This window comes from Rhizobium sp. S96, from assembly GCF_030382195.1.
Taxonomy (GTDB): Bacteria; Pseudomonadota; Alphaproteobacteria; order Rhizobiales; family Rhizobiaceae; genus Rhizobium.
In genome coordinates, this window is sequence record NZ_JAUDRY010000042.1 from 23,549 (window position 1) to 47,977 (window position 24,429).

21 protein-coding genes are annotated in these 24,429 nt (G+C 60.1%); 17 read left to right on the forward strand and 4 right to left on the reverse strand.

Going from position 1 to position 24,429, the window contains the following annotated elements; all coding sequences use genetic code 11:
- Positions 1–79 precede the first annotated feature (79 nt).
- The gene (gene scpC / locus QTL94_RS26395; protein ID WP_289803590.1) at positions 80–1,570 is read right to left on the reverse strand and encodes a succinyl-CoA:acetate CoA-transferase ScpC; all 1,491 of its coding nucleotides are present in this window, start codon (positions 1,568–1,570) and stop codon (positions 80–82) included.
- Between the two features lie 163 nt (positions 1,571–1,733).
- The gene (locus QTL94_RS26400) at positions 1,734–2,771 is read right to left on the reverse strand and encodes an MBL fold metallo-hydrolase (protein ID WP_289803591.1); all 1,038 of its coding nucleotides are present in this window, start codon (positions 2,769–2,771) and stop codon (positions 1,734–1,736) included.
- A gap of 341 nt (positions 2,772–3,112) precedes the next feature.
- Here QTL94_RS26400 and QTL94_RS26405 point away from each other — a divergent pair, with 341 nt between their 5' ends.
- From QTL94_RS26405 to QTL94_RS26475, 15 genes are all read left to right on the forward strand, one after another.
- Positions 3,113–4,438 (forward strand): ABC transporter substrate-binding protein, encoded by a 1,326-nt coding sequence (locus QTL94_RS26405; RefSeq protein ID WP_065693352.1) that lies wholly within the window; start codon positions 3,113–3,115, stop codon positions 4,436–4,438.
- A gap of 101 nt (positions 4,439–4,539) precedes the next feature.
- Positions 4,540–5,508 (forward strand): carbohydrate ABC transporter permease, encoded by a 969-nt coding sequence (locus tag QTL94_RS26410; RefSeq protein ID WP_289803592.1) that lies wholly within the window; start codon positions 4,540–4,542, stop codon positions 5,506–5,508.
- Positions 5,505–6,458 (forward strand): carbohydrate ABC transporter permease, encoded by a 954-nt coding sequence (locus QTL94_RS26415; RefSeq protein ID WP_289803593.1) that lies wholly within the window; start codon positions 5,505–5,507, stop codon positions 6,456–6,458. Before QTL94_RS26410 ends, QTL94_RS26415 begins: the two co-directional genes overlap by 4 nt.
- Entirely contained in the window at positions 6,455–6,667 is a 213-nt protein-coding gene (locus QTL94_RS26420) for a hypothetical protein (RefSeq protein WP_065693349.1), read from the forward strand. The genes QTL94_RS26415 and QTL94_RS26420 overlap by 4 nt, the downstream gene beginning before the upstream one ends.
- A gap of 3 nt (positions 6,668–6,670) precedes the next feature.
- A complete protein-coding gene (locus QTL94_RS26425) occupies positions 6,671–7,768 on the forward strand; it encodes an ABC transporter ATP-binding protein (RefSeq protein ID WP_289803594.1) in 1,098 nt (365 codons plus the stop codon).
- Complete coding sequence (locus QTL94_RS26430; protein ID WP_289803595.1) at positions 7,761–8,768, forward strand: ABC transporter ATP-binding protein; 1,008 nt, start codon at positions 7,761–7,763, stop codon at positions 8,766–8,768. Before QTL94_RS26425 ends, QTL94_RS26430 begins: the two co-directional genes overlap by 8 nt.
- A gap of 53 nt (positions 8,769–8,821) precedes the next feature.
- Positions 8,822–10,462, forward strand: a complete 1,641-nt coding sequence (locus QTL94_RS26435) for a dihydroxyacetone kinase subunit DhaK (protein WP_289803596.1) — start codon at positions 8,822–8,824, stop codon at positions 10,460–10,462.
- A gap of 25 nt (positions 10,463–10,487) precedes the next feature.
- Positions 10,488–11,099: a dihydroxyacetone kinase subunit DhaL gene (gene dhaL, locus QTL94_RS26440; RefSeq protein WP_289803597.1), complete on the forward strand. Its 612-nt coding sequence runs from the start codon at positions 10,488–10,490 to the stop codon at positions 11,097–11,099.
- Positions 11,096–11,494, forward strand: coding sequence for a dihydroxyacetone kinase phosphoryl donor subunit DhaM (gene dhaM / locus QTL94_RS26445; protein ID WP_065693344.1), 399 nt, complete (start codon positions 11,096–11,098; stop codon positions 11,492–11,494). Before dhaL ends, dhaM begins: the two co-directional genes overlap by 4 nt.
- On the forward strand, positions 11,494–11,838 hold the full coding sequence (locus QTL94_RS26450) for an HPr family phosphocarrier protein (RefSeq protein WP_065693343.1): 345 nt from the start codon (positions 11,494–11,496) through the stop codon (positions 11,836–11,838). The genes dhaM and QTL94_RS26450 overlap by 1 nt, the downstream gene beginning before the upstream one ends.
- Positions 11,822–13,405, forward strand: a complete 1,584-nt coding sequence (locus QTL94_RS26455; protein ID WP_289803598.1) for a putative PEP-binding protein — start codon at positions 11,822–11,824, stop codon at positions 13,403–13,405. Before QTL94_RS26450 ends, QTL94_RS26455 begins: the two co-directional genes overlap by 17 nt.
- A gap of 1 nt (position 13,406) precedes the next feature.
- Positions 13,407–13,817, forward strand: coding sequence for a hypothetical protein (locus QTL94_RS26460; RefSeq protein WP_289803599.1), 411 nt, complete (start codon positions 13,407–13,409; stop codon positions 13,815–13,817).
- Between the two features lie 57 nt (positions 13,818–13,874).
- Positions 13,875–14,876 carry a dihydroxyacetone kinase subunit DhaK gene (locus tag QTL94_RS26465; protein ID WP_289803600.1) on the forward strand — a complete coding sequence of 334 codons (1,002 nt, stop codon included), beginning with the start codon at positions 13,875–13,877 and terminating at the stop codon, positions 14,874–14,876.
- A 209-nt stretch (positions 14,877–15,085) separates the two neighbouring features.
- Complete coding sequence (locus QTL94_RS26470) at positions 15,086–16,273, forward strand: efflux RND transporter periplasmic adaptor subunit (protein ID WP_289803601.1); 1,188 nt, start codon at positions 15,086–15,088, stop codon at positions 16,271–16,273.
- A gap of 39 nt (positions 16,274–16,312) precedes the next feature.
- Positions 16,313–19,471 carry an efflux RND transporter permease subunit gene (locus tag QTL94_RS26475; protein ID WP_289803602.1) on the forward strand — a complete coding sequence of 1,053 codons (3,159 nt, stop codon included), beginning with the start codon at positions 16,313–16,315 and terminating at the stop codon, positions 19,469–19,471.
- A 37-nt stretch (positions 19,472–19,508) separates the two neighbouring features.
- On the opposite strand, the gene QTL94_RS26480 is transcribed toward QTL94_RS26475, so the two are convergent.
- Together QTL94_RS26480 and QTL94_RS26485 are read right to left on the reverse strand one after the other, a co-directional pair.
- Complete coding sequence (locus QTL94_RS26480) at positions 19,509–20,252, reverse strand: cysteine rich repeat-containing protein (protein WP_289803603.1); 744 nt, start codon at positions 20,250–20,252, stop codon at positions 19,509–19,511.
- A gap of 236 nt (positions 20,253–20,488) precedes the next feature.
- Positions 20,489–22,141 carry a phosphoethanolamine transferase gene (locus QTL94_RS26485; RefSeq protein WP_289803883.1) on the reverse strand — a complete coding sequence of 551 codons (1,653 nt, stop codon included), beginning with the start codon at positions 22,139–22,141 and terminating at the stop codon, positions 20,489–20,491.
- Positions 22,142–22,601: 460 nt separating this feature from the next.
- On the opposite strand from QTL94_RS26485, the gene rutA reads away from it, so the two are divergent.
- Both rutA and rutB read left to right on the forward strand, forming a co-directional pair.
- Positions 22,602–23,693 (forward strand): pyrimidine utilization protein A, encoded by a 1,092-nt coding sequence (rutA, locus tag QTL94_RS26490; protein WP_065693335.1) that lies wholly within the window; start codon positions 22,602–22,604, stop codon positions 23,691–23,693.
- On the forward strand, positions 23,690–24,427 hold the full coding sequence (rutB, locus tag QTL94_RS26495) for a pyrimidine utilization protein B (protein WP_289803604.1): 738 nt from the start codon (positions 23,690–23,692) through the stop codon (positions 24,425–24,427). The genes rutA and rutB overlap by 4 nt, the downstream gene beginning before the upstream one ends.
- Positions 24,428–24,429: the final 2 nt, after the last annotated feature.

Genomic DNA, 24,429 nt, shown 5'->3' on the forward strand with positions numbered 1-24,429 from the left:
GTAACGATTGATGCTGGCGGTCGGACTTTAAGCGATCGTCCAGCGGAAGGGTTTGAAAGGATGCCGGTCGTCTTCGAGGTTACGGTTGCATGCTGCCCGTTACCTGCTGACGCGCATGCCAGGAGAAGGCTTCTTCGAGAATGTGTGGGGTGTGGCCGCCGCGTGCGGTTGCGCGCTGGAAATAATCGAGCAATGCCTCGCGGTAATCGGGGTGAGCGCAATGGCCGATGATCAACTGGGCCCGCTCCCGTGGCGCAAGCTCACGCAGGTCTGCCAGGCCGTTTTCGGTGACGATGACGTCGACGTCGTGCTCAGTGTGATCGACGTGCGGCACCATTGGCACCACCGAGGAGATCTGGCCACCCTTGGCGAGAGACTTGGTGACGAAGATCGACAGATAGGCGTTGCGGGCAAAGTCTCCGGAACCACCGATGCCGTTCATCATGTGCGTGCCGTTGACGTGTGTGGAGTTGATGTTGCCGTAGATGTCCACCTCGAGCGCCGTGTTGATACCGATGACGCCAAGTCTGCGGATTACCTCAGGATGGTTGCTGATTTCCTGTGGCCGCAGGATCAGCTTGTCCTTGTATTTGTCGAACTGGTTGAAGACCCGCTCGCCACATGTTGCCGACAGCGTGATCGACGATCCCGAGGCAAAGGCCAGCTTGCCCGCATCGAAGAGATCGAACGTGCTGTCCTGCAGCACTTCGCTGTACATCCGCAAATGATGGAAAGGCCCGGCCGCAAGGCCCGTCAGCACTGAATTGGCGATCGTGCCGATGCCCGCCTGGAGTGGCTGAAGCGTCAGATCAAGGCGCCCGCGCGCCACTTCTCCTTCGAGGAAGTGGATCAGGTGATCGGCAATCGCCTGTGTGTCGGCATCCGGTGCCTCGACCGTCGAAAAGCTGTCCTTGGCGTCCGTTACGACGATAGCGGCGATCTTGTCGGGATCGATCGGGACATAGGGGAAGCCAACCCTGCTATCGCAGGCAACGACCGGGATGGGCACTCGCGACGGACGCTTTGTCGGGATGTAGACGTCGTGAAGTCCCTCGAGTGCCAGGGGCTGGCTGAGATTGATCTCGACGATGATCTTCTTTGCCAGGATCGCGAAGCTTGCCGAGTTGCCGATCGATGTGGAAGGCACGATGCCGCCATCCTCGGTGATCGCCGCGGCTTCGACCACAGCGTAGTCGATCGGACCCAGCTGGTTGGAGCGCAAATGCTCGACAGTCTCGGAAAGGTGCTGGTCGATGAACATGACCTCGCCCCGGTTGATCGCGGCACGCAGCGTCCGGTCGACCTGGAACGGCAGGCGCCGCGCAAGGACACCGGCCTCGGTCAGTATCCGGTCCACGTCATGCCCGAGCGAAGCGCCGGTGATGAGGGTGATCTGAAATGGATCTGTCTTGGCCTTTTCGGCCATGGCGATCGGGACCGCCTTGGCATCGCCGGCGCGGGTAAACCCACTCATGCCGATGGTCATGCCGTCCTTGATGAGGTCGGCAGCAGCTTGCGGCGTGGTTATCTTGTCGAGCAGGGATTTGCGGCGAATGCGGTTTTCAACCATGGGAATCTCGGGAGGTGTTCTCGTGTGGGAACCGACATGTTGTCGGCGCAGGATGCAACGGGGCAACCCTCCGGCGGAATCGTGGCCGTTGAGTGGCCGCCCCCTAAAGTGCTGCCGATATGAGGTCCCCTGCCCCGCCGTTTGTTGATCGACCGGCTGCGTATCACTGCTCGATCGTACCGCCTGCCTTCTTCCAAGCATCGATTCCACCCTCGATGTGGCAGGCGCTCTTCAGGCCCGCATCCTGGGCGGCTTGTACGGCCATCGCCGAGCGTTCGCCGAAGGCGCAGTAGAAGACGATCCTCTTGCCTGTGGCCATTGCAAGCTCGTGGAGTATTCCGCCGGCGCTGAGGTTTTCCTGAAGGTCGGGGTAAGGCGCATGGAGCGAGCCCGGTATGACGCCGTGCCGTTCGCGTTCGCTCCGCTCGCGCAGATCGACGATCGTCGTGTCGGTGCGACCGCGCAAGGAGAGCGCCTGCGTTGCCGACAGCGCCCATCCCTTGCGCGCGATTTCATCCTGATGCAGCCCGATATGGACATTGGCCGGCACGGCCACGTCCATCATCTTCGGGTTGGGCAGGTTCAGGTTGTTCATCAGGTCGACATACTCGTCGATCGATCTCACCTGCAGGCGCGGATTGAAACGCTTCTCTTCGCCGATCGTCGAAACGGTGTCGCCCTTGTAGTCATGCGCCGGATAAAGCAGCGTCTCGTCGGGCAGTCGCAGAAGCTTGTTGAAGATCGAATCGTACTGCGCTCGCGGATCGCCATTCTGGAAGTCGGTGCGTCCTGTGCCGCGGATCAACAGTGTGTCACCGGTGAAGATACGGTTCCCCATCAGGTACGAATAGGAATCGTCGGTATGGCCCGGCGTGTACATCACATCGAGGCTGACACCCTCGATCGAAACGCGGTCGCCCTCGGCAACGCGCATCGCGACGACATCGGCCTTGGTCTGCTCGCCCATGACGGTGATGCAATGCGTATGGTCACGAAGGGCGCCGAGGCCCGTGATGTGATCGGCGTGCAGGTGCGTATCGACAGCCTTGACCAGCTTCAGGTCCAGCTCCCTTACCAGCTGCAGGTATCGATCGACCTTCTCGAGCACCGGATCGATGATCAGGGCCTCGCCGCCCTGCCTGCTTGCAATGAGATAGGTGTAGGTACCTGAAACGCTGTCGAACAATTGTCGGAAGATCATCGTCTGCTCCATTGTTTTTCGAGCGTTGCGGCCAGTGAGCGCGGTCGAAGCGACGGCACCGCGTCAGGTCGATCTGCGGTGCGAGAATAGACCATAGTCCTATCGGTCAGAATAGCTCCCCAAGCCGAATTTTCAGACAACATTCACGGCTCTCCCCTCTCCGGCGCCCGTTTTTCATCCGCGCTGCAACGCAGCATCGAATGTCGCTTGCAATGTTTATAAAAATGTTTAGCGTTAAACATATTGCTAAACATGATGGTCGAGGAGTTCATGTGAGCATTCTCTAGAAATGGGTGAACTTGTGCTGCCGGCCGGGCCGGCTTTGGTTCTGGGAGGAACTTATGCAGAAAAGATCGAAAGCCCTCATCGGGCTTGCCTCGGCAATCGTGTTGTCGTCGGCATTGCCCAACCTCGCAAAAGCCGATCAGTTGACACTGTGCTGGGCCGCTTGGGACCCTGCAAACGCGCTCGTCGAACTGTCGAAGGACTTCACCGCCAAGACGGGAACGGACATGAAGTTCGAGTTCGTTCCGTGGACTAGTTACGCCGACCGGTTCCTCAACGAACTGAACTCTCATGGCAAGCTTTGTGATCTGATCATCGGCGACAGCCAGTGGATCGGCGGCTCGGCTGAGAATGGCCACTATGTCAAGCTGAACGACTTCTTCGACAAGGAAGGCATCAAGATGGATGACTTCGTGCCGGCGACAGTCGTGGGCTATTCCGAGTGGCCGAAGAACACCCCGAATTACTGGGCGCTGCCCGCCATGGGCGACGTCGTGGGCTGGACCTATCGCAAGGACTGGTTCGAAAGACCGGAGCTGAAGAAAGAATTCAAGGAAAAGTACGGCTGGGAACTGGCGGCGCCAAAGACCTATGATCAGTTGAAGCAGATCGCCGAGTTTTTCCAGAAGCGTGAGATCGATGGAAAGACCGTCTACGGCGCGTCGATCTACACCGAGCGCGGCTCGGAAGGTATCACCATGGGCGTGACCAACGTCCTCTACGACTGGGGTTTCCAATACGAAAACCCGAAGAAGCCCTATGAAATGGAAGGCTTCGTCAATTCTCCTGAAGCAGTCAAGGGTCTGGAGTTCTACAAGGCTCTCTATGATTGCTGCACACCGCCCGGCAGCTCCAACGTCTACATGGTGGAATCCGCTGATGCCTTCAAATCAGGTCAGGTTGCCATGCAGATGAACTTTGCCTTCACTTGGCCCGGCCTTTACAAGGACGAGAAGGTGGGCGGCGACAGGATCGGGTTCTTCCCCAACCCTGCGGAAAAAGAGCATTTCGCCCAGCTTGGCGGCCAGGGCATCTCCGTCGTGTCCTACTCCGACAAGAAGGATGCGGCGCTGCAGTACATCAAATGGTTCGCCCAGCCTGATGTGCAGGCCAAATGGTGGAAGCTTGGTGGCTATTCCTGCCTGAAGGCGGTCGTCAATGCGCCGGACTTTGCAGCAAGCCAGCCTTATGCTCAGGCGTTCCTGGACTCCATGGCAATCGTCAAGGATTTCTGGGCCGAGCCGAGCTACGCCACCCTGCTCCAGGACATGCAGAAGCGCGTCCACAACTATGTAGTCGCCGGTAACGGGACTGCCCAGGAAGCGCTGGACGGGCTGGTGAAGGACTGGACCGAGGTCTTCAAGGACGACGGCAAGATCTAGTGTCCCGCTGGGCATCCAACCTGATCGTCAAGATGGCGGCTCGGATCGGCAAACGGGCCGAGCCGCCAGATGTCTCACATACGCAAAGACCAGGTGACATCTTGAATATCTCCCATTCTTCCATCGTCGAGAAGGCGGCTGACGTGACAGCAAGGGCGACGCCCGTATCTGTCGCCCGACGTGTCCGCGGCCTATCCGATCGAGCTATCGCCTGGGTGTTCATCGCACCTGCCATCACGCTGCTGCTCGCGATCAACATATTTCCGCTGATCTGGGCAATCTATCTGTCGTTCACGAATTACCGGGCCAATCGGCCGAATGCACCGGTTCAAGGCGTCGGCTTCAGCAATTACGAGCGCGTTCTGACCGATCCGGATATCTGGCAAGCCATGCAGACCACGGCGCATTTCGTGTTCTGGACGATCCTGCTGCAAACCGTAATCGGCTTTGCGCTGGCCTATCTGATTGATCGCAAGTTTCGCGGCCATGCCTTCTGGACGACCATCATCCTCATTCCGATGATGCTGTCGCCTGCCGTGGTCGGCAATTTCTGGCGGTTCCTCTATGAACCGCAGATCGGGCTCTTTGCCTATGCGGTTTCGTTGGTCACCGGAATCCCGACCGCCGACATCCAGATGCTGGGCAATGTCTCGTTGGCGCCCTGGGCCATCGTCATCGTCGATACCTGGATGTGGACGCCATATGTGATGCTCATTTGCCTGGCCGGCCTGCGCTCTATCCCCGACTATATCTACGAGGCAGCAGAGGTGGACCGCGCGTCGGCGTGGCGGCAGTTCTGGTCGATCACGGTGCCAATGGCCCTCCCCTTCATCATGCTCGCCGTCCTCTTTCGTGGCATCGAGAATTTCAAGATGTTCGACATGGTCACGCTGTTGACGGGCGGCGGGCCGGGCTCGGTCACCGAGGTCGCCTCGATCACCCTCAAGCGGGCGGCATTCGAAAGCTGGGCGACCGGCCGTGCCTCTGCCTTCGCTATCGTCCTCTTCGTCGCGGTGTTCGGCCTTGCCAACATCTACGTCAAGGTTCTCAACAAGGTGAAGCAAAGATGAGCTCCGTCAACGCCGCCCATTCGGTCGTCGAGCCGAGCGCCACGAGCAAGCGGGTCGCCGGTGCGATCGTGATCGTCTATGCCCTGATAACGTTGATCCCGCTCGTCTGGATCTTTCTGACCAGCATCAAGTCGCCGCCGGACTCGATCAGCTACCCGCCGAAGATCGTCTTCAGCCCCACGGTGGAGGGCTATTGCAATCTCCTTACGACGAGAACGCGCCAGACACCCGAATATATCGCAGCATTGCCGGCGCCGACCGGAACCTGCGATGAGGTGACGCGCAAGCGCAATATGGTGATTGCCGGCCCTTCAAACTTCTTGCCGCGCTTCGTCAATTCGCTGGTGATCGCGTTCGGTTCGACATTTCTGGCGGTCTTCCTGGGCACGCTTGCCGCTTATGGTTTCTCGCGGTTCAAAGTGCCGCTCGCGGATGACCTGCTATTCTTCATTCTGTCGACACGCATGATGCCGCCGATCGCGGTCGCGATCCCGATCTACCTAATGTATCGCGAGTTGGGTCTGTCAGACACGGCGCTCGGCATGATCCTGCTTTACACTGCGGTCAATGTCTCGCTCGCCGTCTGGCTGCTCAAAGGCTTCATCGACGAGATTCCCCGTGAATACGAGGAAGCAGCGATGATCGATGGCTACACGCGCTTGCAGGCATTCTGGAAGGTCGTGTTGCCGCAGGCAACGACCGGCATTGCGGCAACGGCCGTCTTCTGCCTGATCTTCGCCTGGAACGAATATGCCTTCGCTGCCCTTCTGACATCGGGCGAGGCGCAGACGGCACCACCGTTCATCCCGACGATCATTGGCGAAGGCGGCCAGGATTGGCCGGCGGTGGCGGCCGGCACGACGATCTTCCTGATCCCGATCCTCGTCTTCACCATTCTCCTGCGCAAGCAGCTGCTGCGTGGCATCACCTTCGGAGCGGTCCGCAAATGACGCACCTGATTGAAACACCCCGCCCTGTTGCTCCCAAGCGGCCCTTCTTTCTACGTCGCGGGCCGATGGAGAACATTGCGACCGTCCTGATCGCTGTCGGTTTCCTCATGTTGTTCCAGCCCTTTCTGCTGGTGCTCTACACCTACTCGCTGGTGACGCTGCTGGCAGGAACCGTCATGTTCATCATCGTCTCGAAGTTCCCGGAGTGAACCATGGCGGACATCAGAATTGAGAATCTCCGCAAGCAGTTCGGCAACTTCGTTGCGGTTCAGGATTCGAACTTCGTCATCCATGACGGGGAGTTCCTGGCGCTACTGGGTCCATCCGGGTGCGGTAAGACGACGACGCTGCGCATGATCGCCGGGTTGGAGCTTCCGACCAGCGGAAGGATCTATCTCGACGGTGAGGATGTGACGTTCAACCGTGCCAGCGCTCGTGACATCGCGTTCGTTTTTCAGCTGTTTGCGCTCTACCCGCATATGAACGTGCGCAAGAACATCGGATTTCCGCTGTTGTCGCAGGGCATGCCGAAGGCGGATATCCGCAAGCGCGTCGAGGAGACCGCTCGGCTGCTCCAGATCGACCACATCCTTGACCGCTCGGTGTCGGGACTTGCCGGTGGCGACCGGCAGCGCGTGGCGCTCGGCCGCGCCATCGTTCGCCGACCGAAATGTTTCCTCATGGATGAACCGCTGGGCACGCTCGATGCGGAGTTTCGTGAAGTGATGGTCCATGAACTGCGCGAGCTGCACAACCGCATCCATGCCACGACCGTCTACGTGACGCACGATCAGCACGAGGCGATGGCAATGGCAGACAAGATCGCGGTGATGAACCACGGCGTTATCGAGCAATTTGGAACGCCGCAGGAAATCTACAGCAAGCCTGCGACCATGTACGTCGCGGATTTCATCGGTTCGCCGCCTATGAACTTCATGCGGTTCAATGCCGGCCTGCAAAAAGGAACACGCTCGGTTTCGCTCGGCGGCGTCGATGTTTCGGTGCCGGAAGTTCGTCAGGACGTGGCCGTGGGTGAGCTTGCGCTCGGAGTGCGGCCGGAACACATTCGCTTCAACGACGCATCGCCACTGCGCGGCGCCGTCTATGGCAGTGAATATCTCGGCACAAACCAGGTCGTTGCGGTGGAGACATCGAGCGGCCTCATCAAGGCGCGGGTGCCCGCCAACCGGAACTTTCACATCGGCGAGCCGGTTGGCCTGGAGTTCAGCAACGCGAACCTCGCGCTTTTCGACTGCAAGTCGGGCCGCGCGCTCGCGTCGGCACTTTACCAGGAGGCTCACAATGGCTGATGTCGTTCTCAAGGGGCTCAACAAGAGTTTTGGTGAGACGCGTGCCCTTTCCAGCCTCGACCTGGCAATCCGCGACGGCGAGTTTGTCGTGCTGCTGGGGCCCACCGGCGCCGGGAAGACAACCACGCTGCGCCTCATCGCCGGCCTGGAGCGGCCCGAAAGCGGTCGCATCGAAATCGGCGGCCGCAATGTCGGTGGCGAAGCGCCGGCGGAGCGGGATGTGGCTTTCGTCTTTCAGCAGTATTCGCTGTATCCGCACATGACGGTCTACGAAAATCTCGCCTTCCCGCTGCGCGCACCGGTGCGCAGGCTGGCTGCCAGCGAGATTGATCGCCGCGTCAGGGATGTTGCCCGGATGGTCCGGATCGATCACAAGCTGGAGAACCGGTCGACCAGGCTCTCGGGTGGTGAGATGCAGCGCGTGGCGATCGGGCGTGCCTTGGTCCGTCAGCCCTCGATCTACCTCATGGACGAGCCGCTGTCTTCGCTGGACGCCAAGCTGCGCGCCGAACTTCGCCTGGAACTCAAACGCATTCAGAAGGAGTTGGGGTCGACGTTGCTTTACGTCACCCATGACCAGGTCGAGGCCATGACTATGGCCGACAGAATCGGCATTCTTGCCGAGGGCCGGCTGATGCAGGTCGGCACGCCGCGTGAGATCTACGGCAACCCGGCCAATCTGCATGTTGCAGCACGCCTCGGACAGCCGCACATCAACCTGTTGCCCGCCGACCTTCTGCCAGGCGGACACCCGCCGGCAGGTACCAGAACAGTCGGCGCCCGCACCGAACACCTGGATATCGTCGTGGGCAAGGACGCCAATGCGGAGATTGACTGGATCGAGCATCTCGGAGATCAGAACCATCTGCATATCCGTGTCCGCGATCACAAGCTCGTCACACTTGCGGACCCATATCTCGCCATCAAACGCGGCGACAGGATCAACTTGACACTGCGCGATCCGCTCTATTTCGACGCGAGCGGGCAGCGCCTCTCGTAAGACCGAGTTCGAACAATCATCAGCAGCCCAGCAGAAAAGACGGGTATCAATCAATGAAGCACTTCTTCAACCGCAGGGAAAACATCGTCACGGAAGCTCTGGACGGGCTGCTCCTGACGACTGGCGAGGGCCGCCTCGCCCGCCTGGATACCTTCCCCGACATCAAGGTGATCCTGCGCGCCGATTGGGACAAATCGAAAGTGGCGATTGTCTCCGGTGGAGGCGCCGGACACGAGCCCTCGCATGCTGGATTCGTTGGCAAAGGCATGCTGACCGCCGCCGTCTCCGGTGAAATATTCGCGTCACCGAGCGTGGATGCGGTTCTGACGGCAATCCGTGCCGTCACTGGTCCAATGGGTGTCCTGCTGATCGTCAAGAACTACACGGGCGATCGTCTGAATTTCGGTCTTGCGGCTGAAAAGGCACGGGCCGAAGGGTTCGACGTTGAAATGGTGATCGTAGCCGACGATATCGCCATACCCGATATCAACCAGCCACGCGGCGTCGCCGGCACGCTCTTCGTACACAAGATCGCGGGCTATCACGCAGAGGCCGGTGCGGACCTGAAGACAGTCGCGGCCCATGCCGCCTCCGCAGCTGCCGACATCGTATCGCTGGGCATGTCGCTCTCCACCTGCAGTGTGCCGGGGCAGGCTCACGAAAGTCGGCTGGGCGCGGACGAAGGCGAGCTCGGGCTCGGGATCCATGGCGAGCCGGGCGTCGAGCGCATTGCATTGCAGCCGGTGGCCGACATCGTCGCCACGATGACCACTCGACTGTCCGCAAAGCTTCGCGACGGGGGCAAGTATGCGTTGCTGATCAACAATCTTGGGGCCGTACCGCCGCTCGAAATGGCGGTGATCGCAAACGCCGTCTTTTCGTCCACTCTGGGCAATCATGTTCGATTGATCGTCGGTCCGGCGCCAATGATGACGGCATTGAACATGAACGGCTTTTCTCTGTCATTGATCCGGCTGGATGAAGGCCGCGAGAAGGCACTGGCCGCGCCAGTGGTGCCGCATGCCTGGATACCCGTGGTAGAACGCCACGCCATTACGGTCGTTGCCGCACCACAGACGCCGGCCGCGGTAGATGGCCGTGCCGCAGCCAGCAACCATGAACAGACACGCCGGCTCATCTCGGCGCTGTGCGACCACCTCATTTCGCTGGAGGACGAGCTTAACCGGCTCGACGGCCGCGTCGGGGATGGAGATACCGGCTCCACGGTTGCCACGGGCGCACGCAGCATTCTTGCTCGGATGGACCGGCTGCCGCTGAACCAACCCGCCTCGACACTCGCTGTGATCGGCGACACGCTCGGCACCAGCATGGGCGGGTCGAGCGGGGTGCTGATGTCGATCTTCTTCACCGCTGCCGCCAAGGCGATGGCGGAGAAGCAGGATATCGCCGCGGCCCTGCTTGCCGGGCTCGATCGCATGACGTTCTATGGGGGGGCTGGCATAGGCGACCGGACGATGGTCGATGCGCTTGCGCCTGCGCTGAAGGCTCTGGCCACCGATGGCGCTGTTGCGGCGGCCACGGCGGCGGCGGCAGGCGCGGAGGCGACGAAGACGATGACGAAAGCAAAGGCGGGGCGAGCATCCTATGTCGGCGAAAGGGATCTGGTGGGAGTAGCCGATCCCGGAGCAGTCGCTGTCGCTCGCGCATTCGAGGTTGCTGCGCGACTCGTATAGAAGACAGCCTTTGGGAGGATTCGAATTGCAGCCGGAGCCAATCCATTTGGCGGAATTGATCGAGGTCTGTTGCGCGGCGATTGTTGCCAACAGCGATCATCTTTGCGCGCTGGATCGGGCAATCGGCGATGGGGATCACGGAACGAACATGAAGCGCGGCTGCGAGGCGGTGAGTGCCGAAGGTGCGCAGCTGTCGAGCCTCCCCTTCCCCGACGCTGTCGAGAAGATCGGTCTGACACTCGTCATGAACATCGGCGGTGCGGCGGGCCCCCTCTACGGGACGCTGCTCATGGAAATCGGGCGCGAGCTTCGGATGCGCGATGGAGCCGACTTTCCGCTGGTGCTGAAGCAGGCGATCGATGCGGTGGCGAAACGGGGTCGCGCGCACGAGGGAGACAAGACGCTTCTCGATGTCCTCTATCCCGTCCACGCCGCGCTTGTGAGCCGGTCTTCGCTTCGGGAGATCGCCCTTCGGGCCGAATATTCCGCTACCGGGACGGCGGCCATGAAAGCAATGCGCGGCCGCGCCTCCTACCTTGGCGACCGCTCGATCGGCCATATTGATCCAGGGGCATCGAGCTGTGCCCTGTTGACCACGGCGATATGCCGGTATCTCGAGGAGCAGCATCTGCAATGAGCGGAAAGACCACCAATGTGGGGATCGTGATCGTTTCGCATTCACCCCTCGTCGCTCAGGGAATTGCCGACATGGTGCGGCAGATGGTGGGTGATTGCGTGCCGCTTGCATGGTCGGGCGGCAATGTTCGCGGTGAGCTGGGCACGGACGCGGCGGGCATCCTTCGTGCCATAGAGACGGCGTGGTCGGATGCCGGCGTCGCCGTCTTCGTCGATCTCGGCGGTGCCGAGACAAACAGCGAGATGGCGATCGAGATGCTGGGAGCGCCTCGGTCGGGGCTGGTTTCCATCTGCAACGCGCCGTTGGTGGAAGGTGCAGTGATGGCGGCTGCAGAGGCTTCCGGCGGTGCCACCTTGGCGAGGGTCGTCGCTACGGCGGAGGAGCTCTCCCCCTGATGACCGACAGGTTGCGTATCGACAAGCGAAAGGATGATACAGTGCATTCGAGTTGCCAGACCGAGGTTGAAGTCAAGCACGGCGTGGGGCTGCATGCGCGCCCGTCCGTGACCTTCACGCGGCTTGCAAAATCCTTTCCCTGTTCGATCGAAGTCGCGGTCAACGGCAGCGACATCTGGCTGAACGGCAAGAGCATTATCAAGATCATGGGCGCGAAGATCCGCAAGGGATCCGTCCTGCGGATAAGGGCCGACGGGATTCTCGCCGAGGAGGCGATCAGGGCATTGAAGGAGCTCATCGAACGCAACTTCGATGAGGAAATGAAGCATGGCCGAACGGTTTAGGCAAAGAGCGATCAGCGCTTCGCCCGGCATCGCGGTAGGGCCGGCCTATCTTGCAGCGCAGCCGACCGCGGAGTTCGCTGCTGGCCAGCAGGCGACATCCGGGCATGAGGTTTTGGCCGGGGCCGTACAAACGGCGATCGGCGAGTTGCAGCGGCTTGCGGAAGGCGCCGATCCTGAAAGCCATGACATCATCGATTTCCAGATCGAGGTTCTGCGTGATCCCACAATCGCGGCCACAACGACTGCCCGGGTGAAAGCCGGAGAGAATGTCGTCTTCGCATGGGTAGGCACCCTTGATGGATACATTACCGAGCTGGAGGGCGCGGACGAGGAGCAGATGCGGGCCCGCGCCGTCGATATCCAGGATATCAAGAACCGCGTGCTCGGCGCACTGACAGGCAAGCCGATCAAGGATTTTCCAGCCGGTTCGGTGTTCGTCGGCAGTGACATGGAGCCCAGCCGTTTTCTTGCCCATGATTGGTCCGCGGGCGGAGGCATAGTGCTGCATAAAGGCAGTGCCGTCGGCCATGTCGCGCTGCTTGCGCGATCGAGATCCGTGCCGATGGTGGTCGGAGCCGGCGATTTCACGGTTGCCGAGGGTGCGCCGATTACCGTGGAGGGCGATGCTGGTATGGTTTTCCTGCCGACAGGCAACACGGTGATGCGAATGGTGCCGCGACCGGCAGCCCGGCGGCACGACCACACAGAGCCGTCCGACAACGGAATGCTGAACACGGCGGATGGCAAGCCGGTTCTATTGTCGGTCAACCTGAACGATCCGTCCGAGGTCGATGCGGTGAGCATCAGAGCGATTGCAGGCGTTGGCCTGATGCGCACGGAGTTCGCGATATCGTCTATCGCCGATGCTGCCAACGAGGAGAAGCAGCTCTCGATCTATCGGCGGGTGCTCGAGTGGGCCGACGGGAAGTCGGTTGCGATCCGGATGCTGGACGTCGGGGGTGACAAACCGCTCTCGGGGCTCGAGGATGTACATGCCGAGCTGCGGGGCATCCGGTTGCTGCTCGAAAGACCCGAGATCGCGCGTGTTCAGGCGCGTGCGCTGCTTCGCGCGGCGGTGTTCGGCAAACTGGCCGTCTTGCTGCCAATGGTGACCTTTCCGGGTGAAGTGGAGGCGATGCGGCGAATATTCCAGGAGGAGGCAGCTCAGCTTGATCGGCGCGGCCTGCCCTATTGCATGCCGCCCATCGGCATGATGGTCGAGGTGCCTGCTGCAGCCGTGATGCTGGATACGTTTGCGACCGCTGATTTCTTTTCGTTCGGCACGAATGACCTGGCGCAGTACCTTGCGGCGTCGACACGTCGCGCCGTGACGGCGGACAGCCGGAAGACCTCACCTGCCGTGCTCCGGATCCTGGCAAACGCAGCTCGGCTCGCTTCGACAAAGCCGATGAGCATCTGTGGGGACATGGCCGGCGATCCGCAATACCTGTCGGCGCTTCTTGCCGCCGGCATACGTCATTTTTCCATGGCACCCGCACGACTTCCCGCGATAAGGTCGGCACTCATCGGTTTGAACGCCGATGGGACCACGGCAGCCGGAGAATAAAATGGCGCGCGAAGAAACCGAAGACGCCATTATCGCCTACAAGTCTATTCTGGCTCAGATCATCGACAACCGACCTTCCGGAACGCGCCAACGTCTGGCGACGGAGCTCGGAAAGCATCGCAGTTTTGTCACGCAGATCACCAATCCGAGCTATGCGACACCTTTGCCAGCACGCCACCTGGCAACCATCTTTCGGGTTTGCCATTTCAGCGCCGCCGAGCAGGAACGCTTTCTTGGCGCGTATCAGGATGCTCATCCGGGAAAGCTGCCGGAACTCGGCAATTCGGAAAAACTACGCCACCTTTCATTGATGGTGCCGGATTTCGGCGACGAGCGGCGCAATCGCCTGCTGGAAGAGGCCATCTCGGACCTCGTGCAGAAGATTGTCGCGATCTCCGGTGGGGCGGATTGATCGATGACGGAAGACCGATGAATTTGCTATCGTAATCGCCGCCTTGGGAGGGGCTCGATGAAGAGGTTCATGAACACAGCGGAAACGATGGTCGCCGAAAGCGTTGAAGGCTTCGTGCGGGCTCATGAGACGTTTCTGGTGTTCGACAGGGATCGCAAATGTGTGCGGCGCAAGTATCTGACGCCCGGCAAGGTCGCTGTCGTCTCGGGCGGCGGCGCCGGCCATGAGCCCATGCATATCGGCTTCATCGGTCGCGGCATGCTGGATGCCGCCTGCATCGGACACACCTTCACCTCCCCAACTCCTACCCAGATCATCAGGGCGATCGAGGAGGCCGATACCGGTGCAGGCTGCCTTGTCATCGTGAAGAATTATGACGGCGACGTGATGAACTTCGAGATGGCGATGGAGATGGTAGCGGACCGCCACCGGATCGAAATGGTCATCGTCCGCGACGACATCGAAACGGCGCGGGCTGGTGACGGACGTGGACGCCGCGGCGTCGCCGGCACGCTAATCTTTGAGAAACTGCTCGGGGCGGCGGCTGAGCAAGGCGTGCCGCTTGCCGAATTGAAGCGTTTCGGTGAGCAGTTGAATGACAGGGTGCGATCGATGGGCGTGGCGCTTGGCGGTGTCACGGTGCCTCAAACGGACCGGCCGACCTTCGCGCTTGGGCCTGACGAGATGGAATTGGGTGTCGGCATCCACGGCGAGCCCGGCTATTCACGCGAAGCCTTCTGTGCTTCCGACCAGATTGTCAGCCGGCTATGCACGACGATCTTGAATGATCTTTCGCCGCCGGCCGACACGAGAGCGCTGCTCTTCTTGAACGGGCTGGGAAGCACGCCACCCGCAGAATTGTACGTTGCATACAATGCGGCTCGCAATTGGATGGAAGAGCGGCATATTCACATCGCGCGGTCCCTGGTCGGAACCTATGTCACCTCGCTCGACATGCGGGGACTGTCCGTGACGCTTGCGCTTCTGACCGATGAAGAGATCGGGCTCTGGGACTATCCGGTCGCCACCGCAGCGCTTCAATGGGAAGGCGATCGCTAGGGCGTTTTTGAGTTTTTTCTATTACCGGTTGTGGCTGATTGGAAGGCGGAAGTCGAGCGTTTAGCCGATAGTGGTATATTCGTAAATGCTATTGCAATTTGCGCTATAGCCCCCTCATATTGTTTCATGCCTTGGACCTGCGAGACGGCTGGCAGCGACAGGGCGCGCATGACGACTGGAAACGCCGAAGATTGTCTGGGGCAGCGACAATGCGTAAAGGGTTCAGTCAGGCTCTGCAGGTCTTGGTGACGCTTTCATGCGTGACGTTCATCGCCTCGTGCGACCGGCCCAACAACAGCTACGCACCGCCTCCCCCGCCTGTCGTGCACATAGCGCTCCCCGTACAGGAATCGGTGACTCAATACTTCGAGCTGACCGGCAATACGGGGGCGCTCAACTCGGTCGATATCGAAGCCCGTGTCATCGGCTATATCCAATCGATCGACTACCGCGACGGAACCCCGGTTACCAAGGGTACGCAGCTCTTTGGCATCGAACGGGAGACCTATCAAGCACAGGTCGATCAGGCAAAGGCGACGCTTGCGTCCGCCCAGGCATCGCAGGTCGGGGCGAAGCAGGAATATGATCGCCAGCTCAATCTGATGAAGCAGGAGGTCACGACCCAGACCGCCGTGGATAGTGCGAAGGCCACTTACGACGAAGCCAACGCAACGATACTTAATGCGCAGGCGAGCCTGGAACTTGCCACGATCAATCTCGGTTACACGCAAGTGCTGGCGCCGTTCGACGGAACGGTGACCAACCATCTCGTCGATATCGGCGAACTCGTGGGTGTATCCGGCCCGACGACGCTTGCGACAATTGTCCAGACCGACCCGCTCTATGCCTATTTCAATGTCAGCGAGACGCAGGTTCTGTCGATCAAGCAGATGCTGGCGAAACAGGGCCGCACGCTGAAACAGACGGACCTTCCCAACATCCCCGTTGAGATCGGCCTGCAGAACGAGGAAGGCTACCCGCACAAGGGGCATCTCGACTATGTGTCTCCGCAGCTCGATACCTCGACAGGCACGCTGCAGGTACGAGGTCTCTTCGACAACAAGGAACGGGCGCTGATCCCGGGGCTTTTCGTGCGAGTTCGCGTCCCCGTCGGCCACGATGACAAGGCGCTGCTGGTGCGCAACGATGCCATCGGGACAAACCAGCAGGGTAGCTATGTGCTGGTTCTCGGGAAAGACGACACCGTTGAGCAGCGGCCGGTGAAGACTGGCCAGCGCGAAGGCGAATTGCGCGTTATCGAATCCGGGCTCGACGCGGCCGATTGGGTGGTGATCGGGGGGATCCAGCAGGCTGTTCCCGGAAACAAGGTCTCACCTGAGAAAATCGACATGAAGGCTGCCGCACCGAGCGCGGCGGGAACTGCCACTACTCCATGAGTTTGCGATCGTCTTAGCCGACCAGTTGAGGACAACAGCATGATCTCGCGCTTCTTCATCGAGCGGCCTGTGCTTGCCAACGTCCTCGCCATGGTCTTCGTGTTGCTGGGCGTCGTGGCGATTTTCCAGCTGCCGGTGGCGCAGTACCCGAACGTCGTACCTCCAACCGTGCAGGTCACCACGCGCTTCCCTGGCGCGAGCGCGAAGACGCTGATCGACACCGTTGCCCTGCCGATCGAGCAGCAGGTCAATGGCGTCCAGGACATGCTCTATATGCAGTCGACAAGCGCCAGCGACGGTACCTACTCGCTGACGGTGACCTTTGCCATCGGTACCGACCCTGACCAAGCGCAGGTGCTGGTCCAAAACCGCGTTGCAACAGCAATGTCGTCGCTGCCGGATGCGGTGCAGGCGCAGGGCGTCACGACACAGAAGAAATCCACCGCGATCCTCGGCTTTGTTACGCTGACGTCGCCCGACGGGCGTTATGACAGCCTGTTCCTGTCAAACTACGCCGTCATCAACCTCCAGAATGAGCTCTCCCGCCTGCCCGGCGTCGGCAACGTGACCGTATTCGGTGCCGGGCAATACGCCATGCGCATCTGGATGAATCCCGATCTCCTGCAGGCACGCGGGCTGACACCGCAGGATATTATCAATGTCGTGCAGCAGCAGAGCCAGGAGGTTGCCGCAGGACAGGTCGGGATGCCGCCTGTTCCGAAGGGGCAGGACTTCCAATACACGCTGAACATCGACGGGCGTCTGAATGACGCGCCCGATTTCGAGAACATCATCGTCAAGGTCGATGCGAAGGACGGTGGGCGCATCACCCGTATTCGCGATATCGGCCGTGTTGAGCTCGGTGCCCAGAGTTATAGCCAGTCCTTCATGCAGAACGGTCAGCCTGCGACCGGCATCGGCATTTCCCAGCTACCCGAGGCCAATGCCATTACCGTCGCCGAGGAGGTTTCCGCGCGCATGACCGAGCTCTCCAAGAGCTTCCCGCAGGGCCTTGCCTACCAAATTCCCTTCGACACGACGAAATTTGTCAAGGCCTCCATCAGCGAGGTCTACATGACGTTGATTGAAGCCGGCGTTCTCGTCCTTGTCGTCATCCTCATCTTCCTTCAGGACTGGCGCGCCATGCTGGTGCCGGCGACAACGGTGCCGGTGACGATCATTGGGTCATTTGCCGCGATGGCGGCGTTGAATTTCACCGTCAACCTGTCGACCCTGTTTGCCATCGTCCTTGCGATCGGCATCGTCGTCGATGACGCGATCGTCATCGTGGAAGGCGTTGCGCGAAAGATAGAAGAAGGCATGCCGGGCAGAGAAGCCGCCGAGGCGGCGATGGACGAGCTGTTCGGGCCGGTGATCGGGATCACCCTTGTCCTGATGGCGGTCTTCATTCCAGCCGCCTTCCTGCCCGGCCTGACCGGCCAGCTCTACAGACAGTTCGCGCTTGTTATCGCCGCGACGGCACTGATCAGTGCCATCAACGCGATGACGTTGAAGCCGACGCAATGCGCGTTGTGGCTGCGTCCACCGGTGCCGCCGGAGCAGCGCAACTTCATCTACCGCGGTTTCAACAGGATCTATGCGGCTGGCGAGAGGGGATATGTCAGGCTCATCGGCGGTCTCGTCCGCCATAGCGCGGTATCGGTCATCGTGGCGCTCGTCCTGATCTCCATCGCCATATGGGGTTTGACCCGCCAGCCGACGGCGTTCCTGCCGGTCGAAGATCAAGGCTATGTCCTGATCAGCGCTCAGCTGCCGGACGGAGCTTCAAAGGAGCGAACAGATGCCGTCATGGCGCAGGTCGGCGCGATCGCACAGGCGACGCCGGGTGTGGACCAGGTGCTGACGATCAGCGGTATCTCGATCCTCGACAACAATGCGAGCCTTCAAAATGCTGGTGTCGCCTATGTCGTATTGAAGGACTGGGGCGAGCGTGGAAAGCAGAAGGGCCAGGACCTGCGTTCCATCTACGACCGCCTGAATGTCGATCTCGAGAAGGTTCTGGAGGCGCGGACGCTCGTCGTCGTACCCCCTCCGATCCAGGGTATCGGCAACGCAAACGGCTTTACCATGCAGGTTGAGCTGACCAGCGGTAACTTCGACTATCCGCTTCTGCAGACACTGGCGGAAACGATCGTCAGGAACGGCAATGCACAATCCTCATTGCAGAGGCTGAACTCCACATTCCGCTCCGAGGTGCCGCAATTGGCGATCTCGGTGGATCGCATCAAGGCTGAAACGCTCGGCGTCACGACGGGACAAGTGTTCTCGGCGCTTTCCGGCTATGTGGGGTCTAGTTACGTCACCCAGTTCAACACGTTCGGCCGCACATTCCAGGTCTATGTGCAGGCTTCGCCCGAAGCGCGCGTGAGTGCCGCCGACATCGCCAATCTTAAGGTGAAGGCGGGGGACGGAACGATGATCCCGCTCGACACCGTTATCGATATTACGGAGAGCCAGGGGCCTTCGCTGATCAGTCTCTTTAACCTCTACCCGACAGCCACAATCGTGGGCGGGTCAGCCCCCGGCTTCAGCTCCGGCCAGGCGCTGCAGCTCATGGAGCAACTTGCCGACCAGACGCTTTCGCCGGGCACCCGGTTCGAATGGAGCGCACTTTCTTATCAGGAGAAGGCCGTCGGCTCGCAGATCTATGTGGTATTCGCGCTGGCCTTGCTGCTGGTCTATTTCGTGCTGGCCGGCCAGTATGAGAGCTGGATTCTGCCCCTAGCGGTGCTTCTTGCAGTGCCGCTTGCGCTGATCGGGACCGTCGGCGCATTGACCGCTACCGGCGTTGCCAACAATCTCTACACGCAGATTGGTCTCATCCTTCTGATCGCACTTGCCTCCAAGAACGCAATTCTGATCGTGGAATATGCACGTGACAAGCGCGCGGAGGGAATGGCGATCGGCGATGCCGCAATCGAAGCGGCACGGTTGCGTTTCCGGCCGATCCTGATGACGTCCTTTTCCTTCATCCTTGGCGTTCTGCCGCTGGTGCTTGCGTCCGGTGCGGGCGCTTCCGCGCGCAAGTCGATCGGGATCTCGGTCTTCAGCGGTATGATTGCATCGACCTGCCTGGCGGTGTTGTTCGTTCCGTCGTTCTACGTCGTACTGCAGCGCTTCGAGGAATACCGAAAGACAAGGCGCAACAAGGAGACAGCTCCAGTGTCGCAGGCATAGGGGCCTGTTTGCTGCGAGGAGAAACGCCTTTGGTCTCTCAGAGACCCTTGGTCAGGACTTTCTGGCAGCCCGCCGAGAGATGAGAGAGATTTTCCCTCAGACATGCAATGCCGCGACCGCCGCCAAGCGGCACGGTGCTGCAAAGGCGGCGGAAATCCCCTCCGCAGGTCTCGCGCACAATCCTGACTTCTTGTCTCGGAGTGAACGACGGCATGGCTGCCGGTGGGCTTGCTGTGGTCGTTCCGCCTGCGGCCGGAGGGCTCGCTGCGGGAGCCGAGCCGGTTGATAGTGCGCCGACTGCCTGCTGGCACGAGCCCGATAGGGCGCTGTTGTTTTTCTGCAGGCATGAAAGCGCTTCGGCGCCGCCCGGCGTGACACCCGCGCACAGCTTCATGAAATCGGAGCTGCAAGCCGACTTGATCGCATTACGCTGAGCGGTGGTGGGCGACGCCACGAGGATAACCGGTGCGGCCGGTGCTTCGGTTGGCGAGAATGCCGTCGCCTTCTTGGGTGCAGTTATGGCGGACACTGCCTTTTGGCAGCTCTCGGAGAGTGTCGCGCTATGCTTCTTCAGGCAGGTCAGTGCCTCGATGCCGCCAGGCGTTACGCCTGAGCACTGCGCTATGAAGTCCGCGCGGCAGGCTGCCCTGACTGCACTCCGTTGCTCGGGGGTGGCCTGTTGCGCCAACGCGGAACCGAAAGAGATTACGAAGGCAAGAAATGCGTGAGACGCTACGAGCGTTCGGGCGCGTCGCGGAAGATAAGGTGAGTAATCCTGCATTGTTCTCTCCACCTGCGAGATCGACAATATTACATTTCACCATCCGTATATTAGGATAACATTGTTTTCGGTGTCTCGATAGCTCCGAGATGCTGTTCAGGGGCTGCGCTCCGACGCAGCTGTATTAAACCTAATCTGACGCTTCTTGAACTGCAGCGGTGGCAGCCCCGCCTAGCCCGCATTTGGGGGATGGAAGCGCCGGCCAGCGCCAGAAATGGCGCAAGCCGGCACTCGGGTCAGTTGGTCGTTAGCGATGCAACGTTGGCTGGCTGCCGCCTGCATCCGGCAAACACGTCAAGCTTCGGATCATAGACCTTCGTCGAGACATCGATGAGGCCCAGGATGCTATGGAAGAAGTTGTCGTGCGAGTAGGTCTCGCCTGCCCGGTTTGCCAGACATGCCGTATCGAAGCCGGCGGTCTTCTGGAGGTCATCCGACAGCCAGGCAAGGAATGGCACGTGCGTCTGCTGCGACGGAGCAATGAAATACGGCGTGCCATGGAGATATATACCGTTCTCGCCCAGTGACTCGCCGTGATCCGATAGATAGACGACAGCTCCCGTCAGGTTCTCCGAACGCCGCTTTACCTTCTCGATGACCGACGCCACGAGGTGGTCAGTATAGAGGATGGTATTGTCGTAAGCGTTCCTGATTTCCTCAGGCGAGCAGCTTCCGAAATCATTGGCGCGGCAATCCGGTTTGAAGCGCCGGAATTCCTCGGGGTAGCGCGCAAAGTATGCGGGGCCATGACTGCCGAGCTGATGAAGGACAAGGACGCTGTCGCCGTTCACCTTGTCGAGCCATGCGTCCACCTTGTCCAAAAGGATGTCGTCGAGGCATTCGCCGTCCTTGCAGAAGCGCGGATCGGCCGACGGAGGCAGGTAGGTGTAGGAAACGCGATCGGTGACGTGATAGCTGCCGGTGTCGTTGTCGAGCCAGGTGCTCGTCACCTTCGCGTTGGCAAGGACGTCCAGGAGGTTCTGTGTTTCCAGACCCTTGCGGTGCGTATAGGTATTTCTTGTGTAGACCGAAAACAGGCACGGCAGCGAAACGGCTGTCGCCGTGCCGCAGCTGCTCGTGTTCTGGAAGTACACGACATTCTGCTTCTTCAGCTCAGGATTCGTCTCGCGCTTGTATCCGCCAAGCGAGAAATCCTCCGCGCGTGCCGTTTCTCCGACAACGAGGATGGTTACGCGTGGCTTGGCCGGATTTATAGAACCGACGCGGTGAGCGTCGGTTCCCAACGGCTGGGCAACGACGCGTGCGTCACGCTGGAGAGAAATGGCGAATTTCACCGCGCTGGTGATCGGGGCAAATGGATTGAGCGTGTCGAGGATGTCGTTGTGAGCGCGCCCGACGCCGGCAAATGTCCGGTAGTTGCCGAGGCCCACGGCCGCAAAAACCGCGAGGCACCCCACGACGACCGCGGTATTGTGCGCAAGCTTTTGCAGTAGGGGACGGTGCTGGATCCGAACCCACAGGATGAGCAGAGACGGCAGGATGCCGGTCAGCAGCAGGTGGATCGCAAACCGCGTGGTGATGAGATGGCCGGCCTCGGCACCGGTCGAAACGGCGGCGTTGCGGATCATCTCCCTGTCGACGATCACGCCGAACTGGTCCGTGAACCAGGATGCCGCGGATGAGACGAGAATGAAGAAGATCAGGAATGGCTTGGTAATATACTTTGCCGAAAAGGCAGTGATGAACGCCATGCTCGCCACCGCGATGCCGGTGAGGAAAAGCGCAAACGAGAGGTGATCGGCCTCGAAATATCCGAACGCCTTGGTCCAGAATGTGCGGTTGGTCACGAGCAGGATGTAGGCGGTCGTTATCAGGCAGAGCGTTACTGCGCCGATTGCTGGCCGGAAGGCATTCGCTCCGGCCTTCATTTTATTGTCGCTCAAGCGATTGTCTCCAGAAGATTACTGGCGCGGGACATCTCGGGGGAGAGCCACAGGAGATCGACGGTCCGCGCCGACGCTGGATGACGATCTTTTCTGACAAGAACCTGAAGGCTTGCGGTTCGGAGGGCCGGAGGACTGTGTCGTAAACAGGTTTCGCGGACCAATCGCCCCATGGTCGGAGCACACTTCTCGGACGCCTTCCGCGGCGATCTGGTGGGTAGTTTGTGGGCAAAATCTTGCACTGGTGAAAATGTAGGCGGCAATGACCGTCATTTCGGCAGAAAATTTATCATCCGATAAAAAATTGACCAAACGATAAATAAACAGAGAGCATCAACAAGCGTGGCGTTGATTTTATTGATGTTTTTAGAGTGGCACGCAACCTGCATTCAATACTGCGAACCCAAGGCCGCGGCCGCCCGTCGCCTCAAGAGGAGAGCAGAATATGGAAGTCGGTGTTTTCATTCCGATTGGAAATAATGGTTGGTTGCTGTCTGAGAACGCACCGCAGTACAAGCCGACCTTCGAGCTGAACAAGGAAATTACGCTGAAGGCGGAGAAGTACGGTCTCGACTTCGTGCTGTCGATGATCAAGCTCCGTGGTTTCGGCGGCAAGACCGAGTTCTGGGATCACAATCTCGAATCCTTCACGTTGATGTCTGGGCTGGCTGCGGTCACGACGCGAATCAAGCTGTTTGCGACTGCAGCGACGCTTGTGATGCCACCCGCCATCGTCGCCCGCATGGCGTCGACAATCGATTCCATCTCCAATGGCCGGTTTGGCCTCAATCTTGTGACCGGCTGGCAGCGGCCGGAATATTCGCAGATGGGGATGTGGCCCGGCGATGAGTATTTCACCAAGCGCTACGATTATCTGGGTGAGTACGCAACGGTTCTGAGGGACCTCTGGGAAACCGGCAAGAGCGATCTGAAAGGCGAGTTCTTCCAGATGGACGATTGCCGTCTCTCGCCCCAGCCGCAGACCCACATGAAGGTCATCTGCGCGGGCTCCTCGAATGCAGGTATGGAGTTTTCGGCACAATATGCCGATTATAACTTCTGCTTCGGCGTTGGAGTGAACACGCCGAAGGCGTTCGCCCCAGCCGCCGAGCGCTTGCAGGCGGCAACAGCGAAGACCGGCCGCGATGTCTCCTCCTTCGTGCTTTTCATGGTGATCGCCGACGAGACTGACGAGGCGGCCCGCGCCAAGTGGGAGAGCTACAAGGATGGCGCCGACCAGGAGGCCATTGCCTGGCTTGGCTTGCAGGGCGCAGCCGACACGAAATCCGGCGCGGACACCAACGTTCGGCAGATGGCCGATCCGGTATCGGCGGTCAACATCAACATGGGAACGCTGGTCGGTTCATACGAAACAGTCGCCGCGCTGCTTGATGAGGTGCCGACGGTACCGGGAACCGGCGGTGTGCTTCTGACCTTCGATGATTTCGTGAAGGGCGTCGAGGATTTCGGAACGAAGATCCAGCCCCTGATGAAGTGCCGGCAGCATATCAAGCCGATGCTGGAGGCTGCAGAATGAGCACCGCTGCAGCTGGATATGTCGCACCTCAAGAGCATGCGCAGAGCGTCACCCTGCCCGCCCGTCCTGAGCCGATCACCCTGAAACCGAGCGAGACCGCTGTCGTCGTTGTCGACATGCAAAACGCCTACTCGACGGAGGGTGGTTATGTCGATCTCGCTGGCTTCGACATAGCCGGCGCCAAGGGCACGATTGCCAACATAAGGAGGACGCTCGACGCGGCGCGCGCGGCGGGCGTGCAGGTCATCTACTTCCAGAACGGCTGGGACAAGGACTACGTGGAGGCCGGAGGACCGGGCTCGCCGAACTACCACAAATCCAATGCGCTGAAGACGATGCGTCAGCGGCCGGAACTGCACGGCAAGCTTCTCGCCAAAGGCACCTGGGACTACGCGATCGTCGACGAGTTGCAGCCCCTGCCCGGCGATATCCTGGTTCCGAAGACCCGTTACAGCGGCTTCTTCAACACAAACATGGACAGCGTGCTGCGCGCACGGGGGATTCGCAATCTCGTCTTTGTCGGTATCGCGACGAATGTCTGCGTGGAGAGCTCGCTGCGGGACGCGTTTCATCTCGAATATTTCGGGGTGATGCTCGAGGACGCCACCCACCACCTCGGCCCGGACTTCATTCAGCAAGCGACCGTCTACAACGTCGAAAAGTTCTTTGGCTGGGTTGCGACGGTCAACGACTTCTGCGGCGTCATTTCTCAAGCAGCCCCGGCCACCCCTTAAGG

Coding starts and splice junctions, on each gene's coding strand:
- scpC (WP_289803590.1), bottom strand. CDS start 1,570: ATGGTTGAAAACCGCATTCGCCGCAAATCCCTGCTCGACAAGATAACC.
- QTL94_RS26400 (WP_289803591.1), bottom strand. CDS start 2,771: ATGATCTTCCGACAATTGTTCGACAGCGTTTCAGGTACCTACACCTAT.
- QTL94_RS26405 (WP_065693352.1), top strand. CDS start 3,113: ATGCAGAAAAGATCGAAAGCCCTCATCGGGCTTGCCTCGGCAATCGTG.
- QTL94_RS26415 (WP_289803593.1), top strand. CDS start 5,505: ATGAGCTCCGTCAACGCCGCCCATTCGGTCGTCGAGCCGAGCGCCACG.
- QTL94_RS26420 (WP_065693349.1), top strand. CDS start 6,455: ATGACGCACCTGATTGAAACACCCCGCCCTGTTGCTCCCAAGCGGCCC.
- QTL94_RS26425 (WP_289803594.1), top strand. CDS start 6,671: ATGGCGGACATCAGAATTGAGAATCTCCGCAAGCAGTTCGGCAACTTC.
- QTL94_RS26430 (WP_289803595.1), top strand. CDS start 7,761: ATGGCTGATGTCGTTCTCAAGGGGCTCAACAAGAGTTTTGGTGAGACG.
- QTL94_RS26435 (WP_289803596.1), top strand. CDS start 8,822: ATGAAGCACTTCTTCAACCGCAGGGAAAACATCGTCACGGAAGCTCTG.
- dhaM (WP_065693344.1), top strand. CDS start 11,096: ATGAGCGGAAAGACCACCAATGTGGGGATCGTGATCGTTTCGCATTCA.
- QTL94_RS26450 (WP_065693343.1), top strand. CDS start 11,494: ATGACCGACAGGTTGCGTATCGACAAGCGAAAGGATGATACAGTGCAT.
- QTL94_RS26455 (WP_289803598.1), top strand. CDS start 11,822: ATGGCCGAACGGTTTAGGCAAAGAGCGATCAGCGCTTCGCCCGGCATC.
- QTL94_RS26460 (WP_289803599.1), top strand. CDS start 13,407: ATGGCGCGCGAAGAAACCGAAGACGCCATTATCGCCTACAAGTCTATT.
- QTL94_RS26465 (WP_289803600.1), top strand. CDS start 13,875: ATGAAGAGGTTCATGAACACAGCGGAAACGATGGTCGCCGAAAGCGTT.
- QTL94_RS26470 (WP_289803601.1), top strand. CDS start 15,086: ATGCGTAAAGGGTTCAGTCAGGCTCTGCAGGTCTTGGTGACGCTTTCA.
- QTL94_RS26475 (WP_289803602.1), top strand. CDS start 16,313: ATGATCTCGCGCTTCTTCATCGAGCGGCCTGTGCTTGCCAACGTCCTC.
- QTL94_RS26480 (WP_289803603.1), bottom strand. CDS start 20,252: ATGCAGGATTACTCACCTTATCTTCCGCGACGCGCCCGAACGCTCGTA.
- QTL94_RS26485 (WP_289803883.1), bottom strand. CDS start 22,141: ATGAAGGCCGGAGCGAATGCCTTCCGGCCAGCAATCGGCGCAGTAACG.
- rutA (WP_065693335.1), top strand. CDS start 22,602: ATGGAAGTCGGTGTTTTCATTCCGATTGGAAATAATGGTTGGTTGCTG.
- rutB (WP_289803604.1), top strand. CDS start 23,690: ATGAGCACCGCTGCAGCTGGATATGTCGCACCTCAAGAGCATGCGCAG.